This window comes from Pseudoalteromonas sp. TAB23 (genome assembly GCF_000498075.1).
Taxonomy (GTDB): domain Bacteria; phylum Pseudomonadota; class Gammaproteobacteria; order Enterobacterales; family Alteromonadaceae; genus Pseudoalteromonas; species Pseudoalteromonas arctica.
Map to the genome: position 1 here is coordinate 1 of NZ_AUTP01000220.1, position 15,207 is coordinate 15,207.

15 protein-coding genes and 1 pseudogene are annotated in these 15,207 nt (G+C 37.9%); 5 read left to right on the forward strand and 11 right to left on the reverse strand.

Annotation, left to right across the window (positions count from 1 at the left end; translation table 11 throughout):
* Positions 1 to 188: 188 nt before the first annotated feature.
* A complete protein-coding gene (locus tag L654_RS0112235; protein WP_024608149.1) occupies positions 189 to 635 on the reverse strand; it encodes a GNAT family N-acetyltransferase in 447 nt (148 codons plus the stop codon).
* A gap of 74 nt (positions 636 to 709) precedes the next feature.
* On the reverse strand, positions 710 to 1,453 hold the full coding sequence (locus L654_RS0112240) for a sporulation protein (protein ID WP_007586609.1): 744 nt from the start codon (positions 1,451 to 1,453) through the stop codon (positions 710 to 712).
* Positions 1,454 to 1,718: 265 nt separating this feature from the next.
* On the opposite strand from L654_RS0112240, the gene L654_RS0112245 reads away from it, so the two are divergent.
* The gene (locus L654_RS0112245) at positions 1,719 to 3,293 is read left to right on the forward strand and encodes a cation:proton antiporter family protein (RefSeq protein ID WP_007586608.1); all 1,575 of its coding nucleotides are present in this window, start codon (positions 1,719 to 1,721) and stop codon (positions 3,291 to 3,293) included.
* A 347-nt stretch (positions 3,294 to 3,640) separates the two neighbouring features.
* Positions 3,641 to 3,865 (forward strand): DUF3820 family protein, encoded by a 225-nt coding sequence (locus L654_RS0112250; RefSeq protein ID WP_007586607.1) that lies wholly within the window; start codon positions 3,641 to 3,643, stop codon positions 3,863 to 3,865.
* A gap of 88 nt (positions 3,866 to 3,953) precedes the next feature.
* Here the strand turns inward: L654_RS0112250 and L654_RS0112255 are convergent, their stop codons facing one another.
* The 6 genes and pseudogenes from L654_RS0112255 to ilvY form a co-directional block, all read right to left on the reverse strand.
* Complete coding sequence (locus L654_RS0112255; RefSeq protein WP_024608150.1) at positions 3,954 to 5,201, reverse strand: ATP-binding protein; 1,248 nt, start codon at positions 5,199 to 5,201, stop codon at positions 3,954 to 3,956.
* A gap of 25 nt (positions 5,202 to 5,226) precedes the next feature.
* Positions 5,227 to 5,919 (reverse strand): response regulator, encoded by a 693-nt coding sequence (locus L654_RS0112260; RefSeq protein ID WP_007584133.1) that lies wholly within the window; start codon positions 5,917 to 5,919, stop codon positions 5,227 to 5,229.
* Between the two features lie 14 nt (positions 5,920 to 5,933).
* Complete coding sequence (locus L654_RS0112265; RefSeq protein WP_024594036.1) at positions 5,934 to 6,314, reverse strand: DUF3019 domain-containing protein; 381 nt, start codon at positions 6,312 to 6,314, stop codon at positions 5,934 to 5,936.
* A gap of 1 nt (position 6,315) precedes the next feature.
* Positions 6,316 to 7,128: a MipA/OmpV family protein gene (locus L654_RS0112270; RefSeq protein WP_024608151.1), complete on the reverse strand. Its 813-nt coding sequence runs from the start codon at positions 7,126 to 7,128 to the stop codon at positions 6,316 to 6,318.
* Positions 7,129 to 7,575: 447 nt separating this feature from the next.
* Positions 7,576 to 8,627 (reverse strand): annotated as a pseudogene (locus L654_RS01000000126020) (GGDEF domain-containing protein).
* A 116-nt stretch (positions 8,628 to 8,743) separates the two neighbouring features.
* On the reverse strand, positions 8,744 to 9,649 hold the full coding sequence (ilvY, locus tag L654_RS0112280) for an HTH-type transcriptional activator IlvY (RefSeq protein ID WP_007584128.1): 906 nt from the start codon (positions 9,647 to 9,649) through the stop codon (positions 8,744 to 8,746).
* 138 nt (positions 9,650 to 9,787) lie between these two features.
* Here ilvY and ilvC point away from each other — a divergent pair, with 138 nt between their 5' ends.
* On the forward strand, positions 9,788 to 11,260 hold the full coding sequence (gene ilvC, locus L654_RS0112285) for a ketol-acid reductoisomerase (protein ID WP_024608152.1): 1,473 nt from the start codon (positions 9,788 to 9,790) through the stop codon (positions 11,258 to 11,260).
* A gap of 196 nt (positions 11,261 to 11,456) precedes the next feature.
* The gene (locus L654_RS0112290) at positions 11,457 to 13,376 is read left to right on the forward strand and encodes a methyl-accepting chemotaxis protein (RefSeq protein WP_024589916.1); all 1,920 of its coding nucleotides are present in this window, start codon (positions 11,457 to 11,459) and stop codon (positions 13,374 to 13,376) included.
* 88 nt (positions 13,377 to 13,464) lie between these two features.
* Here L654_RS0112290 and L654_RS0112295 read toward each other — a convergent pair whose 3' ends face one another.
* Entirely contained in the window at positions 13,465 to 13,794 is a 330-nt protein-coding gene (locus tag L654_RS0112295; protein ID WP_007584123.1) for a GIY-YIG nuclease family protein, read from the reverse strand.
* A gap of 107 nt (positions 13,795 to 13,901) precedes the next feature.
* Here L654_RS0112295 and bamE point away from each other — a divergent pair, with 107 nt between their 5' ends.
* Positions 13,902 to 14,261 carry an outer membrane protein assembly factor BamE gene (gene bamE, locus L654_RS0112300; protein WP_004335706.1) on the forward strand — a complete coding sequence of 120 codons (360 nt, stop codon included), beginning with the start codon at positions 13,902 to 13,904 and terminating at the stop codon, positions 14,259 to 14,261.
* Between the two features lie 133 nt (positions 14,262 to 14,394).
* Here the strand turns inward: bamE and L654_RS0112305 are convergent, their stop codons facing one another.
* Positions 14,395 to 14,718, reverse strand: coding sequence for an RnfH family protein (locus L654_RS0112305; protein ID WP_007584122.1), 324 nt, complete (start codon positions 14,716 to 14,718; stop codon positions 14,395 to 14,397).
* Positions 14,715 to 15,155 carry a type II toxin-antitoxin system RatA family toxin gene (locus tag L654_RS0112310; RefSeq protein WP_007584120.1) on the reverse strand — a complete coding sequence of 147 codons (441 nt, stop codon included), beginning with the start codon at positions 15,153 to 15,155 and terminating at the stop codon, positions 14,715 to 14,717. Before L654_RS0112310 ends, L654_RS0112305 begins: the two co-directional genes overlap by 4 nt.
* Positions 15,156 to 15,207: the final 52 nt, after the last annotated feature.

Sequence of the window (15,207 nt, forward strand, 5' to 3'; positions counted from 1 at the left end):
AGTTAGCTCAGCAATACTTTGTTGCGTAAAACCACTTTTCTTTAGAACGGCGATCTGGCATCTTTGCGCATAGGTCAGTTGTTTGTAATGTCTCATTGTAAAATCTCTTGCCGGAGAAAAAGCAGTTAGCTTATGAGCAACTGACCACTTAATCTAGCCAAAACAAGTTATGCACTTACAATTTGAATCTAGGTGAGTTTTAAAATCATATCTTGATGAGGTATACCGTCTTCTAAATATTCACTTTTATAATCCTCAAAGCCAAAAGAGCGGTAAAAATCAAGCAAGTAAGTTTGTGCACCTATATAAATATCTCGCTCAGGCCATTGTGCTTTGCAGCAGTCTATAGCTTCAGTAATAAGTAAAGTAGCATACCCATTGCCACGCGCTCTTTCACTTACTAGCACGCGACCTATTGCGCTGTATTGCTCACTTTTGTCATAACAACGCGCATAAGTTTGTAGTTGCCCATTATCCAATGTATATAAATGCTGTGTATTTAAAGCAATATCTACATCATCAAGTTCAGGGTAAGGACATTTTTGTTCTACAACAAACACATCAACCCTCCCACGCATAATAGTAAAAAGAGTCTGTGTATCAAAAGCGTCAAACTGCTCACATTTAAACTGCATATTAAATCCTATAAGCAAAAAACCCAGCTTAGGCTGGGTTTATTAAAATCACTCGTTAGCTTAGTTAGCTTATACTAAGTAAATAAGCGCTCTAGCTGATCACACAACTGCGATAGATTCACATGATCGTGCTCTATGGTCAAATCTACATAACCATCGCCTTTAAAGGCTCTGTCTAGCTCTATAAGCACATGTGTTTTATGTGCCTCTGGTACAAACGATAATTCAATCTCCTGAATGCCAAATAAGCTGCGGCTATTAGGTTTATACTCAAGTTCTTGGTAACACCCAGATAATGACTGAAAAGTTGAAGCCCGTAAGTGGCCTTTTTCTACGTCAGCTTTCATTAAACTAAAACCTAACTTTTCCATCGCTTGCATACACGTTTTAACCGCTTCATTAGGGTAAATGTGTAAATGATCTTTATCTGTTGGGTCAAGTGCTAAGTCTATATCTAGGCCTGTTTCTAGCCATACATGTGATTGATTATAACCTGCATTAATTTCTGTAATAGGTGTTTCAGAATGAAGACGTGCTTCAAAAGGGATGTTTTTAACTTCGCCTGGCTCAATTGTACCAATATCTGTAATTCGCCATTGCTCAATTACATGATTAGTAAAATAATCGCCATCATCACCCGCAACTTTAACACGAGTCATTAATAATAAATCTAAGCCTGCGATATCTTGGCTAACATCCCCAGCTGTGATAACTATTTGTGCGTTAAAAAGTTGACCTGGTTGTAGGTGTTCAGTTTCTAAAATAGTGTCTACTTTTGCAGCACCAATACCTACCGACGCTAAAATCTTTTTAAACATATCTCTCTCCTTAAGCTGAGCTGCTCTATTATTTGCTCTGGCTTAAACTTCTTCGTTATCGCATCTTAACCATATTTAAAAGCTAATGTCAGTGAAAAAATGTTATTTACATACTATTTACGATTAAATAAGTGTTTAATGCGCATTTTTCATACGCAGCAAGGCAAGTAATTGATTAGACGCGTTCATTTTTAGGTCTATTATATTTTCAATGGCATAAATTTTTCGTTACACTGCAACACCAAATGAAGTGATATTAAGAATTATGGAACTAATCTATTTTGCTGCCGCGTTTGTTTGTGGTTTTGCCGTTTATCAATTAAAACTACCTCCTCTTATTGGATTTTTATTAGCAGGCTTTGCTTTAAATTTATCAGGATATAAAAGTACAGAGTTGCTCGATACAATTGCAGCCCTTGGCGTTACCCTTCTTCTTTTTAGTATTGGCTTGAAACTTAAAGTTAACAGTTTAATTAAACCTCAAGTTTGGGCACCTGCAACATTGCATATCATTTTTAGCAGTGCGTTATTTAGTGGTTTTATGCTGTTACTTGGCGTATTCGCTATTCCACTATTTGTTGATTTAAGTTGGCAAAGTGCTTTATTAGTTGGGTTTGCACTGAGTTTTTCGAGTACTGTATTTGCAGTAAAAGTGCTTGAAGAACGCGGGGAAATGGCAAGCTTACACGGTAAAATAGCCATTGGTATATTGGTAATGCAAGATATCTTTGCTGTTATCTTTTTAGCTATTAGCACCGGTAAAGTCCCAAATTTATGGGCAATTGCACTAATAATTGCTTTGCCTTTATTACGACCTGTAATGTATGGCGTATTGAACCGATCTAAACATGGTGAACTATTACCATTGTTTGGTTTTTTCTTTGCTCTAGTTGCTGGTTATCATGCATTTGAATTTGCAGGCCTAAAAGGCGATTTAGGTGCATTAATAATAGGAATGATGTTTGCCCCTCACAAAAAGGCAGGCGAGCTATCAAAATCCCTGCTTAATTTAAAGGACATATTGCTAGTTGGCTTCTTCTTAAGTATTGGTTTGAGCGCAGAGCTAACCACTAACTCCTTGATTGTTGCTATTATACTTATTTTAGTATTACCCGTTAAAATAGCGCTTTATTATGTGTTCACTAATATATTTAAACTACGCGCGCGTACATCATTACTTACTGCTTTTAGCTTATCTAACTACAGTGAGTTTGGTTTAATTGTATGTGCAGTGGCTGCAACTACAGGCATGATCACCTCTGAGTGGCTAGCTGTAATGGCAATTGCTGTTTCTATTACCTTTATAATTGCCTCCCCATTAAATAAGCGTTCAAACGAGTTGTACGTAAAAATAGAGCACTGGTTATTAAAGTTCGAAAGCAAAACTCGTTTAGCTGAAGAGCTACCTGTTAACCTTAACGATACTAGAATAGTCATTTTTGGCATGGGACGGATTGGTACTGGTGCTTATGAGACTATCAACGCGACTCACCCAAATGTTGTTGCAGGTATAGATATAAAACCTGAGGTGGTAGATAAGCACGTTAACAGAGGCCGCAACGTCTTAATTGCTGATGCAACCGACCCTGACTTTTGGCAACGAGTAAATCACTCGCAAGTAGAAATGGTTATGCTTGCGATGCCAAAACACATGCAAAATATTTTTGCCTTAGAGCAACTACAAGCCTCCGGTTATAAAGGTCAAGTAACAGCTATTGCAAACTACCCTGATCAACAAAAAGAACTAGAAGAAATGGGTGTTCATTCTACTTATAACTTTTACCTAGAAGCCGGTAGTGGTTTTGCAGAGCACGTTAAACAAGAACTATTTAACGAATAATTACTTTTTATGACGTCTATAATATAACAAGGCCTTAATCAGTTAAGGCTTTGTTATTAGTTTTTAAATAAAAAGCAATTCTATTTACATTCCTTTACAAGCCAATTCACCACAACAATGAAAAACAGGTAGACTAACTGTGTTGGTTAAATAAGAACCCATGTTCTAATAATAACTTAATTAGATCCCAGCTAATTAAAGTTCAACTAGGTTTATATCAACATAAAATTATTAAATCAGAGGGCCTACTCCCTCGCAAAATAGGCTGTTTCTTGCCCGTCACAGCCTATTTTATATCTCTAAAATCCCTTACACTTACGCATACTTTAAATACATAAGTAGTTTTTATGGATCCAAAACAACTAAAAATAGCTATTAATACCATAATGCCGTTTGGAAAATATGCAGGACGGCCATTGCTTTTACTGCCAGAGCCTTATTTAGTCTGGTTTAATCAGCAAGGGTTTCCTGACTCAAAACTAGGGAGTCAACTTGCGATGATGTATGAGGTAAAACTAAATGGCCTTGAGCAAATGTTAATGCCATTACTTGAAAAAAATAAAAATAGTTGAGAACTTTTTTAAGTACTTGCGGTCTATTATATTGCTACTTGTTGATTTTGGTTTTTAACCGCAAAAAAAGCGCCTCTAGGCGCTTTTTTTATGTCTTTAATTTGAGGGGTAAATATACAATAAATTTAGCACCACCTAAGCTTGAGTTTTCTGCTTTACACTCTCCTTGGTGCCACGATACAATTTTAGCAACTATAGCGAGTCCTAAACCAAAACCACCGGTATCCTTGCCTCTACTTTTATCTAGTCGAGTAAAAGGTTTAAATACATTTTCTCGCTCAGCGGGAGCTATCCCCTCACCATCATCTTCAACAATCAATACGATGTGTTTTGTCTCTTGTAGCAATGAAATTTTAACTTGTTTATGAGTGTATTTGAGCGCATTGCCAATTAAATTTTGAAATACTCGCGCCATAAAGTGACTATCACAGTAATAATTTAAATGCTCAGGGAGGTTTACAGAGAGCGTTGTTCGGGCTTCAAAGTTTAGCTTTTCAACAGTTGTTTTTACCAGCCCAGCTAAGTCACAGTTTATTGGCTGTAAACTAGGTTGTTGAGAGTCTAATCGCGCGTATTCAAGCATTTCAGAAACTAGTGACTCAAGCTCGCTAATGTCTGTTTGCATATTTGTTAGGTATTTCTCACCTTTTTCGTCAAGCATTTGTTCTTGCAGCATTACTATTGCAAACTTTAAACGTGCTAGTGGTGTTCTAAACTCATGCGACACCGATGAGGTAAGTTCTTGCTGCGCACTAAGTAAAAACTCAATACGTTGCTGCATTACCTTTAATGTATCAGTAATAGGTAAAAAGAAAGACTTAGAAGAGTCGTTTAGTTGAAAGTCTTGCAAACCCTCTACCGCTTCACACGCTTTACGTAGCTTTGCAAAGTCGCGCCATAGTAAAAAGCTCCACAGCCCAACAGGTATACCTACAATAATAAGTAGTAATAAATACGGCCAAACAGAAGATGATTCCTGCGTTAATACACCTACCGGTCCTACTTGAAGTAATGAATCATTACCGAGATCTACATACCAAACAATGCGTTGTTGCTTATCGTATAAGTATAAGTAGTGGTTTTGGTTGAGCTGCGATTGTTGTTTTTGAGGGAGTATTAAATCACGTCGTTCAATCACTTTACTTTCAAAGTTGTGCTTTAACTTTTTAAGACCATTTGAAGTTTGTGAGAGCAACCAGAGTGATTGCCCAAACTCATCATCTAAGAAGACCTGCTGTTGCGACTCTTCGTAAGGCCACAATTGCTCTATAACACCGCTCACTACAAACAAAGAAACGATGATATATAAATATAAGCTGGTAAACAGTTTTCCCATTAAAGCCGACTAACCTTAAATAGTTCTAAAGATCCCATGCATCAGAAACAAATAAGTAGCCTTGTCCCCATACAGTTTTTATACGATATGGCTTATCGCTGTTGTCGCCTAATTTTTTACGAATTCGTGATACGCGTACATCCACCGTTCTATCAAGTCCATCGTATTGGCGACCAATCATATGTTGGTGCACATGTTCTCGACTTAGTACTTCACCCGCATTTGACGCTAATAGCCATAATAACTCAAACTCGTGCGAAGTTAATACAATCTCCGAATCACTTAGTTTTACAATACGACTTGTTTTATCAATGACTAAATCACCAAACTGGAGCTCTTCGCTTGATTTTACCATGGGTTGTCCACGACGCAGTAATGCATTAATTCGCGCTAGTAATACACGTGGCTCTGCTGGTTTTATTACATAATCATCAGCGCCAAGCTCTAAGCCAAGTACTTGGTCGAAGTCTTCACCTTTAGCAGTCAACATTAAAATTGGTAGAGTAAATTTATCTCTTACTTGGCGGCAAACGCTAAAGCCATCTTTACCTGGCAGCATAACGTCTAAAATCATTAAATCGGGTGTATTGTTTTCTAGGTAATTAAACACTTCGTCACCACGGTCTAATACTTCGACTTCAAGGCCATTATGTTCAAGGTAATCTTTTGTTAGTTGTTGTAAACCGAGATCATCTTCAACAAGTAAAATTTTTGGCATTAGTTGCTCCTAAATTAAAAAAAGCTCCACGGAGAGCGAAGCCTACGCCTGTTTTTTTTAGCATGGGCGCTTTGTACTTCAACCTGTGTTTTTGCTATTAACACACCCGTATGAGGATTGATTAAGGAGTATATGGTCTCCACCTGAACACGCGCTTTATAATTAAATTGCCCAGAAAGTTGTTGCTCCCAGCATTGAAGCCGTTGCTCTTGCTGATACAAACAGACATCACTGTAGGTGTTTAATTGCCATTTAAATTGTAAATCAAGATCGCAAAAACCCTGCTGTTCAGAGACAACGCAGACTTTTGGAGAAACGCTAAAAAAAGGGGTTTGTGCCACACTAAAACCACTAAAAAAAGTGGTAATAAAGACAACTAATATTGAATACTTCATATTAAAAAGTACGATCGAATCCTATAAATGCAGTCATTGAATAAGTACGTTCAAAGAGCGGACTGCCATCCATAGCCGAATAGTCGTAATATGCTACATGAAAACGAAGAGAGTCAGCCTTACTCAGTGGCCAACGGGCGTCGATTTTAGCATAAGGTTGCCAACTACTACCAACGTCTATTTTGCCAAATTGAGTTTCACCCTCATTAAGTCCATAAAAATAGCTATTTAGTTCCGCAGATTTATAGTTTATTCCAAGTGTTGGCTTTATTTTGAGTTTTCCTATCACAGTATGATACTGCCACTGTAATGCTGCGCGTACACCTCGATAAACATCGGTTATATCATGCAGAGCCTGAACCGAAAAAACATGGTCTTCATTTACATAGTGATATGCAATACCCGCATCCAGTGCAATTTGCCGTTTATGTAAATTATCAATATCAACATAGCGAGAGGACGAGGCTTCATCTTGCATTACGAACTGATTGTTGAGGGCACTACTTTGTAGTGTAAATACATTTTTAGGGTGCCAGTCTATAAAAAAGCGAGACTCAGAGTTGAGTTCACCAACTAGATTAAAGTGATGCTTAGGGGTTTGCAAAAATGAATAACCAAGACGGCCATTATCAAAAAACCATTGCTCTGCATAAAACGCAACTTGAGGAATAAGCACGAGCGGAATATTATCTCCACCATGCAAAGGGTTGGTTATAACTCCAGCCCCCACGCTTAAACTCAAATGCAGACGATCGGTTGTTATATCTTGCTCTGTATAATCGTCAGCATGCTTGCTTGCCTGTGTTGCTTGCACCGAAAGGCAAACAAACAAAGTGCTAAAACATAGAGCTGTTAATAATGAGAAGGCATACCGCATCAGCGTAAATCAAAGTATCAAAATAAGTGAGTTCCCCATACTAGCAAGGTCTTTTTAAACTAGCTCTAGCTGGTTACAATTATTCACAATTTGTATACAAAAATGTTAACTTTATGCTTTTCGGACTATTTATCTTTCAAGGTAGTTGTGTCTAAGGATTGTACTTTGAGTTGCTTGTGCAGTTTTTGACTAATAGTACTTTAAGATACTTTGAAAATGAGGCACTACGTAGCAAATGCAATTATTCAAATAAAAAATTACTAAGAGCTAACTCGCTACAGCTCTATTGGGTTTTACCTGCTTGTTTACCAAAACTGAAGTTGGATTAAATCGCCCTAAATTGAGCGGCTTTAACCCAAATAAATCAGAAACCTCTGGCACTTATTAAATATCAGGGGCTATTTCTATACGATTTCGTCCATGTGTTTTGGCAATGTATAAGGCTCTATCTGCACGCTCAACTAAAACAGAACTATTTGTAAATGGCCGTAAAATTGCTAAGCCAAAACTTGCTGAAATAGCACGTTTTGCAGTTACATCATGCTTTTTACGAATCGCCAATTTTGCTATTGCTAAACGAATACAATCTGCAAATGCTATTATATCGTTAATAGTGTCAAAGTAGGCTGTTATGCAAAACTCCTCGCCACCATATCTATACACATTTGCAGCTTCAGTTGTATTTTCTCTCACTTTTTTAGCAACTAGCCTAAGGACTTCATCACCCTTTTGATGGCCAAAATCATCGTTAAAGCGCTTAAAATGATCAATATCAAACATAATGAGTACGGCAAGAGAGTCTTCTTGCGCTTGCTCTGAGTATTCGAGGCAAAAGTTTACAATATCAGAATCAAACTTACCTCGATTATAAAAACCCGTAAGCGTGTCGGTATCGGCTGNGCTGCTTCCTTTGAAATATTGAGTGCTTCTTTTAAATCTTTTATTTCATTGTAGGCAACGGCTAATTTAGTCTGAAACTCCCGAGCATAATCTTGCATTGCAATAGAATCGTCGGTTAAACGCTCAACACAACCTAGTATCTCATTGTAAGAGTTTACATCAACAAGCATATTTAATTCATTTTGTGAGTCGACTAAACTCGTCGTAAAGCTTTTAGAGTGATCAAGCGTTGTGCTTATATCTTGCTGAACTTGCTCCATAGTTGTATGAAATTTTTCAGTCATTTCTTGAAAAAAAACGAGATCGTCTTGCGTTAAATGTTTATCAAAAATTTCTTTTGCTTTGTCTTGTGAACATGTTTGTTGCAGAGCAATAACATGGTCTAACTCAGCATTTAATGAAGGTTTGTTTCCTTGAATATAACAGTACCAAATTGCATAGTTGATGGGTGTAACCGGCATTCGGTATTTTACCATCAAAGGAATCGCCTTTTTTAGGCATTGAGCAGAATGAGCAAGTGATACGGCGTGGTTCATAAATAAACTCTCAAGCGTCATTGTTTTTATTATTAGCGCTCAATGTTAAGTAATAGTAAACTTATACGCAACCTATATTCATACTATTTAACCAACTTGCTTATTCTCTGCGCGCATTAAATCGCTTTTGCATCTAAAGTTTGCGCAATATTCCACAAAGCACTGATTGCAGGGTCATTTAACTCTTTCCTTAATACTGCCAAACCAATATCAAACCCATCAGGCGCTTGCATTTTTGGTGTTAGTATTTGTACTTTATCTTGCAGCGGGCTGTTATCTAGCACTATTTTAGGGACCATTGCGACACCTAATCCTAAGCTCACCATAGATACCATTGCTTCGTGCCCAGCAACTTGTGCGTAAATTTTCCCGTGAATATTATTTTTGCGCCACCAGTGTTCTAACCTTTGGCGAGAAAAACCTTGTTCTGGCACAATAAATTCTAAATCAGACCAATTAATGTCATCACCATTCTGCGTTAGTTTTTGTGTGATCGGGCATTGAATTTTTGGTCCAATTAATAAAAGTGGAGAATGCCCTATATCTACAAAAGCAATTTGCGCCGGTAACTTATTTGGCTTAGCTGCAATAGCCATTAATTCATGCCCATCTAACACACGGTTTATAGCAAGTGCAGGGTCGCCTGTATTTAATGTTATTTCTATATACTGATGCTGCGCACGAAGCTGCTCTAATATTTGATGTAAAAAACTATAAGATGCAGTAACCGAGCAATAGATACTTACTTTGCCGTAAATATGTTGTTGTGGGTCTTTTACATTCGTTTTAAAACGCTGCCAATTAGCAAGCGTTGCTGTGGCGTAATCAATAAACGACTCACCCTCACGCGTTAATTTAACACTGCGGTTATCGCGTACAAATAATGCAACACCTACCTCTTCTTCCAAGTGTTTTATATTGCGGCTTAAAGTGGGTGCGCTTATATGACAAAGCTCGCTTGCGCGTCCAAAATGAAGTGTTTTAGCCAGTGCTAAAAAGTAGTTTAAATGTTTATGATCCATGCCAAACCCAGTATTTCATATTATGAAACACTTTAATTCAAATATATCATTTTACGCAAGCAACGATTTTACATATGGTGTTTGTAAGCGCAATAAATCTTGCGCATCTAACAAACATGACTTTATAGGACACTAACAATGGCGAATTATTTCAATACCTTACCTTTACGCGAGCAATTAGCGCAATTAGCGCAATGTGAATTTATGGACGCAGGCGAATTTGCCGATGGCGTTGACGCACTTAAAGGTAAAAAACTAGTTATTGTAGGCTGTGGCGCACAAGGTTTAAACCAAGGCTTAAACTTACGTGACTCTGGTTTAGATGTTTCTTACACATTACGTGCTTCAGCTATTTCTGAGCGTCGCCAATCATTTTTAAATGCGTCTGAAAACGGCTTTACTGTTGGTACTTATGAAGAATTAATTCCTACCGCTGACGTAGTACTTAACTTAACGCCAGATAAACAACATACCGCTGTAGTAAGTGCAATTATGCCACTTATGAAAAAAGACTCTACACTTGCTTACTCTCATGGTTTTAATATCGTTGAAGAAGGCATGCAAGTACGTGAAGACATTACTGTAATCATGGTTGCACCTAAGTGTCCTGGTTCTGAAGTACGTGAAGAATACAAACGCGGTTTTGGTGTACCAACTCTGATCGCAGTTCACCCAGAAAATGACCCTCAAGGTCTTGGTTTAGCACAAGCTAAAGCGTATGCAGCGGGTACGGGCGGACATCGCGCAGGTGTACTTAAATCATCATTTATCGCTGAGGTTAAGTCTGACCTAATGGGCGAGCAAACCATTTTATGTGGCATGTTACAAACTGGCTCTATTTTATGTTTTGATAAAATGGTAGAAAAAGGCGTTGATGCGGGTTATGCATCAAAACTAATTCAATACGGCTGGGAAGTAATTACCGAAGCACTTAAGTACGGTGGCGTTACTAACATGCTTGACCGCCTTTCAAACCCAGCAAAAGTAAAAGCGTTTGAACTAAGTGAAGAGCTAAAACTAATTATGCGCCCGCTTTATAATAAGCATCAAGATGACATCATCGACGGCACTTTCTCACGCACTATGATGGAAGACTGGAATAACGATGACGTAAACTTATTTAAATGGCGCGCAGAAACAGCAGAAACTAACTTTGAAAAGACCCCTGCTGGCGATGTAGAAATCTCTGAACAAGAATTTTTTGATAACGGTATTTTAATGGTAGCAATGGTTAAAGCAGGTGTTGAACTTGCATTTGAAACCATGACAGCAGCAGGCATTATCGAAGAGTCAGCTTACTACGAGTCATTACACGAAACGCCATTAATCGCCAATACTATTGCGCGTAAAAAGCTTTTTGAAATGAACCGTACTATCTCTGATACTGCAGAATACGGCTGTTATTTATATAACCATGCATGTTTACCATTACTTGCTGATTTTATGAAAAACGTTGATACAGACATTATCGGTAAAGGTCTTGGCGAGCACAGTAACCAAGTTGATAACCAAACATTAATTCAAATTAACGCTGCATTGCGCGAACACCCAGTTGAGAAAGTAGGTGCTAAATTACGTGGCTACATGTCAGCAATGAAAAAGATTGTTTAACCCTAAACAATAAATGTTTCGCTTGTTAGAAACCAAGCCCGTATGCTTTTTGCATGTGGGCTTTTTTATGCCTGTTAATAAAACTTTAACCAATCTGGTATATCTTTGCCTATTCTGCTTAGCCAATATTTAGTTCCAAATAAATAATGTGCTAATATGTTTTTCTATTTAGTTGTAAAATTAATTAATTAATATCATGACGATACAAAATCTTTCGATCACTCAAAAAATCACAGCTTTAGGCAGTGTTATTGCTATATGCGTAGCCGCACTGATTGGTTTGACTTCCCTACACAGCTCAGAGGATATTATTGAGCGACGTATGATTGAGTCAGAGCTCCCTAGTAAACTGCAAACAATCAGCAATCACATAGGCGGTGAAATCAACGAGTTACTCGGTGCTGCTCAGCAACTATCATCAAACGAATTTATTTTACAATGGGCTCAATCAAACAACCAAGACGATACATTACTATTAAAAGAATTAAATCGCGTTGCCCAGCAATACGATTTAGCCACAGCATCTTGGGCAAATAGAGACACTGCACAGTACTGGAACCAGAATGGGTTTTTGCGTGTGTTAAAAAACGATGCAGCCGATGGCTGGTTCTTTGCTTTTAAGCAATCAAAACAACCTTACTCTATCAGTATTTATCAAGAGTCAGCCAATGATGTGAAAATGTTTGTAAATCATCAGCAGGCTAATGGGACTGGTTTAGCAGGTCTTGCAAAAAGCATCACTGATATGCAAAAGCTATTACAGCAATTTAAAATTGAGCAAACAGGCTTTGTATTCATTGCAGATAAAAGTGGATTGATTCAGCTTCATAAAGATGCAAGTAAAGTAGCTAAAGCAAACATTGATGATTTATATACTGCAAATATCCACAGCCAACTATTTAATAGTAATGGCTTTGCACTAGAAGAAATTAATTTAAATGGCGAACCGACACTTGTAGCTGCTATGCCTATTAAAAACACCGATTTATATGTTGTAGCCCAAGTGCCAAAAAGTGAAGTTTTCGCAAGCGTAAACACCCTGCAATGGCAAATATTTACTTTTACGGTAATTACAGCATTGGTTGCGAGTTTAATCAGTTATTTGCTTGCTCGCTCACTTTCATCTCCACTTTCTAAAATGGCTGAGTTATTTTCACGCCTAGGCTCCGGCGATGCAAATTTAGCGTACCGCTTACCAGAATCGAGCCAACCAGAGCTTAACAATCTAAGTAACGGCTTTAACCAGTTTATAAATAAAATAGAAACAGCGATTACTCAAGTTGCCAGCGAAAGTCACGATATTAGAAAAAGCTCTGATCATGTATTTGAACAAGCAAAACGGAACTCCCAAGCAATAGACAACCAAAAAGAACAAACAATATCTGTCGCAGCAGCAATCAACGAAATGGGCGCTACAGTACAAGAAATAGCGCAAAGCGCAGCAAATACAGCTAAGTTAACCGATAACAGCCGCGAAAACACCATTCAAAGTCACAAACAAGTACTCCAAAGCCAAGCAACTATATCAGCCCTTGCCAGCGATATTGATGGCATAACAGAGCAAGTTACTTTGCTTTCTAAAAAAACGGTTGATATTGCAAGTATTGTTGACTCAATTAGAGGCATATCGGATCAAACTAATCTACTTGCTTTAAATGCTGCAATTGAATCTGCTCGCGCAGGTGAACACGGACGCGGCTTTGCTGTTGTTGCTGATGAAGTACGTGCACTGGCAAACCGTACATCGCAATCAACCACCGAAATTCAATCTATGATTGAAGAACTTACAAAAATATCTGATGATGTAGTTAATGATATTAGCCAATCGAAAGATAAAGCTCAGCAAAGCGTTGGTGCAATGCAAAGCTCTGTTGAATTACTTGATACGATAACCGAAACAGCAAATCAAATAAACGATATGGCTACGCTTATAGCGACTGCAACTGAGCAGCAAAGTAATGTGGTTGCCGACGTAAGTCGCAATATTGAGCAAATTAGCGAAATTAGCGATAAAGCAATGAGCGAACAAATCAATACAGAGCAAGCGATTCGCGACTTAGCCAACAGTGCACAAACACTTGATGCGCTTGTAGCTACCTTTGAAAAGCATCGCTAAGCAGCTCTGATATTACACGCCAGCTATGAGCAAAAACTATATTCGAAGATAGTTTTTGCTCATAACGAATATGCTTAATTTACACAAACTAAGTACTTTTGCTATCGCCAGTATTAAATGCTGAAACATACGCTTCCTTTTTAGCTCTAGGGAGCTTTTTTAATTGATACTCAAGCTTACTTGCTTCACTTTTATTACCTACTTGTTGTTGATGGATAAGTAAAAGAGGCCCTTTTCCTCTAAGGTTTTTAGCCCCTTTACCAGCTTGATGAGTTGCAAAGCGTTTTTCAACATTAGTCGTGATCCCTGTGTACCAATGACCAAATCGTGTTTCAACTATATATAAAAACCAAGTAGACTCAGTTTTTAAAATATTCGTTTCAATATGCTGTAAACTTTTTTCATTATCAGTGGTCAAAACATTACCTTAACGCCCTTAACATAAAACAATTGCTTAAAAGGGTTTTACCTTCAGTGACTAATCGGTATCATGCAGATTATAAAAAATAAGGATCACAACTAACAATGCAGTCGTTAAAAACTTTTTCTCTTTGGCTTATCGTCGCTTTAACACTTAGCTCAGCAGCAGGTTGCTCTAGCTGGGTATACCGAATTAACATTCCACAAGGCAACTTTTTAGAGCAATCGGATGTTGAAAAACTTCGTGTAAATATGACCCGAGAGCAAGTTGTTTATGTATTAGGTAGACCTATTGCCGAGGACGCCTTTGATAACAATACTTGGCGCTATATTTACAGCTTTAATAAAGGCCGTAAAAACGAACAAAATAAAGAGTTAGTAATTAACTTTGAAAATGAAAAGTTAGTTTCAATCTCAGGTGATTATGACCAACCTGAAAACTTTACTACACCGCTAGAGCAATAAACGTCTCAGGTAGTAAAAAAGGTGAGCATGGCTCACCTTTTTTATTGGTTTACTTAAAAAGCTTTTACCATTTTAAACGACGTTAGCGTGTGATTTAATCTGTTAAATTGTTCGAAGTTTATGCCGATTGGTATTACTTCTCGAGTGGGCGACCACCCGTTATTTTATTTGCACGCCCCTCTTCTTTTGCTTTTTCTGCACGTTTTCTGCGGGCATCTTTAGGATCTGCAATTAATGGACGGTATATTTCTATACGGTCACCGTCTTTTAATTCATAGTTAGCTTTTACAGTTCGATTCCACACACCTAACGTTAGCGATGTGGCATCTATTTCTGGGCACTTTTCTATAATACCTGACTGAATAACAGCTTGCTCGACTGTAGTCCCTTGTGGCACTTCAATTGATAAACACGTGGCCGTGGTCGGTAATGCAAAGACCACTTCAACATTAATCATACTCGCGCTCCATAAACCTGTTTTGCACGTTGAGTAAATGCACTCACCATATTTTTTGCTACATCGTTAAAAATCTTTCCAAAGGCAAGCTCTATTAACTTACTTGAAAATTCAAACTCTAGGTGCAAATGAACCTTACATGCTTTGGCGTCAAGCTCTTGAAAATGCCAGCGCCCTTTTAACGTCTTAAACGGACCATCAACAAGGCGCAGTAACACGGTTTGTTCATCAACAAAGGTGTTTTCGGTGGTAAACCACTTTTTTATACCCGCCTTAGATATTTCTAAACTCGCGGTCATGTTATTATCGTGCTGTGAAACAATTTTTGAGTCTGAGCAATTTGGTAAAAACTGTGAATAAGCTTCTACATCATTAACTAGATCAAACATCTCTTTAGTGCTGTACATAACCAGCGCACTTTTTTCTATTTGTGGCATACTCACTCCCAACTGTGTGGGCGAATTTTAGCAAGCTTTGCGCGTTTCCCCA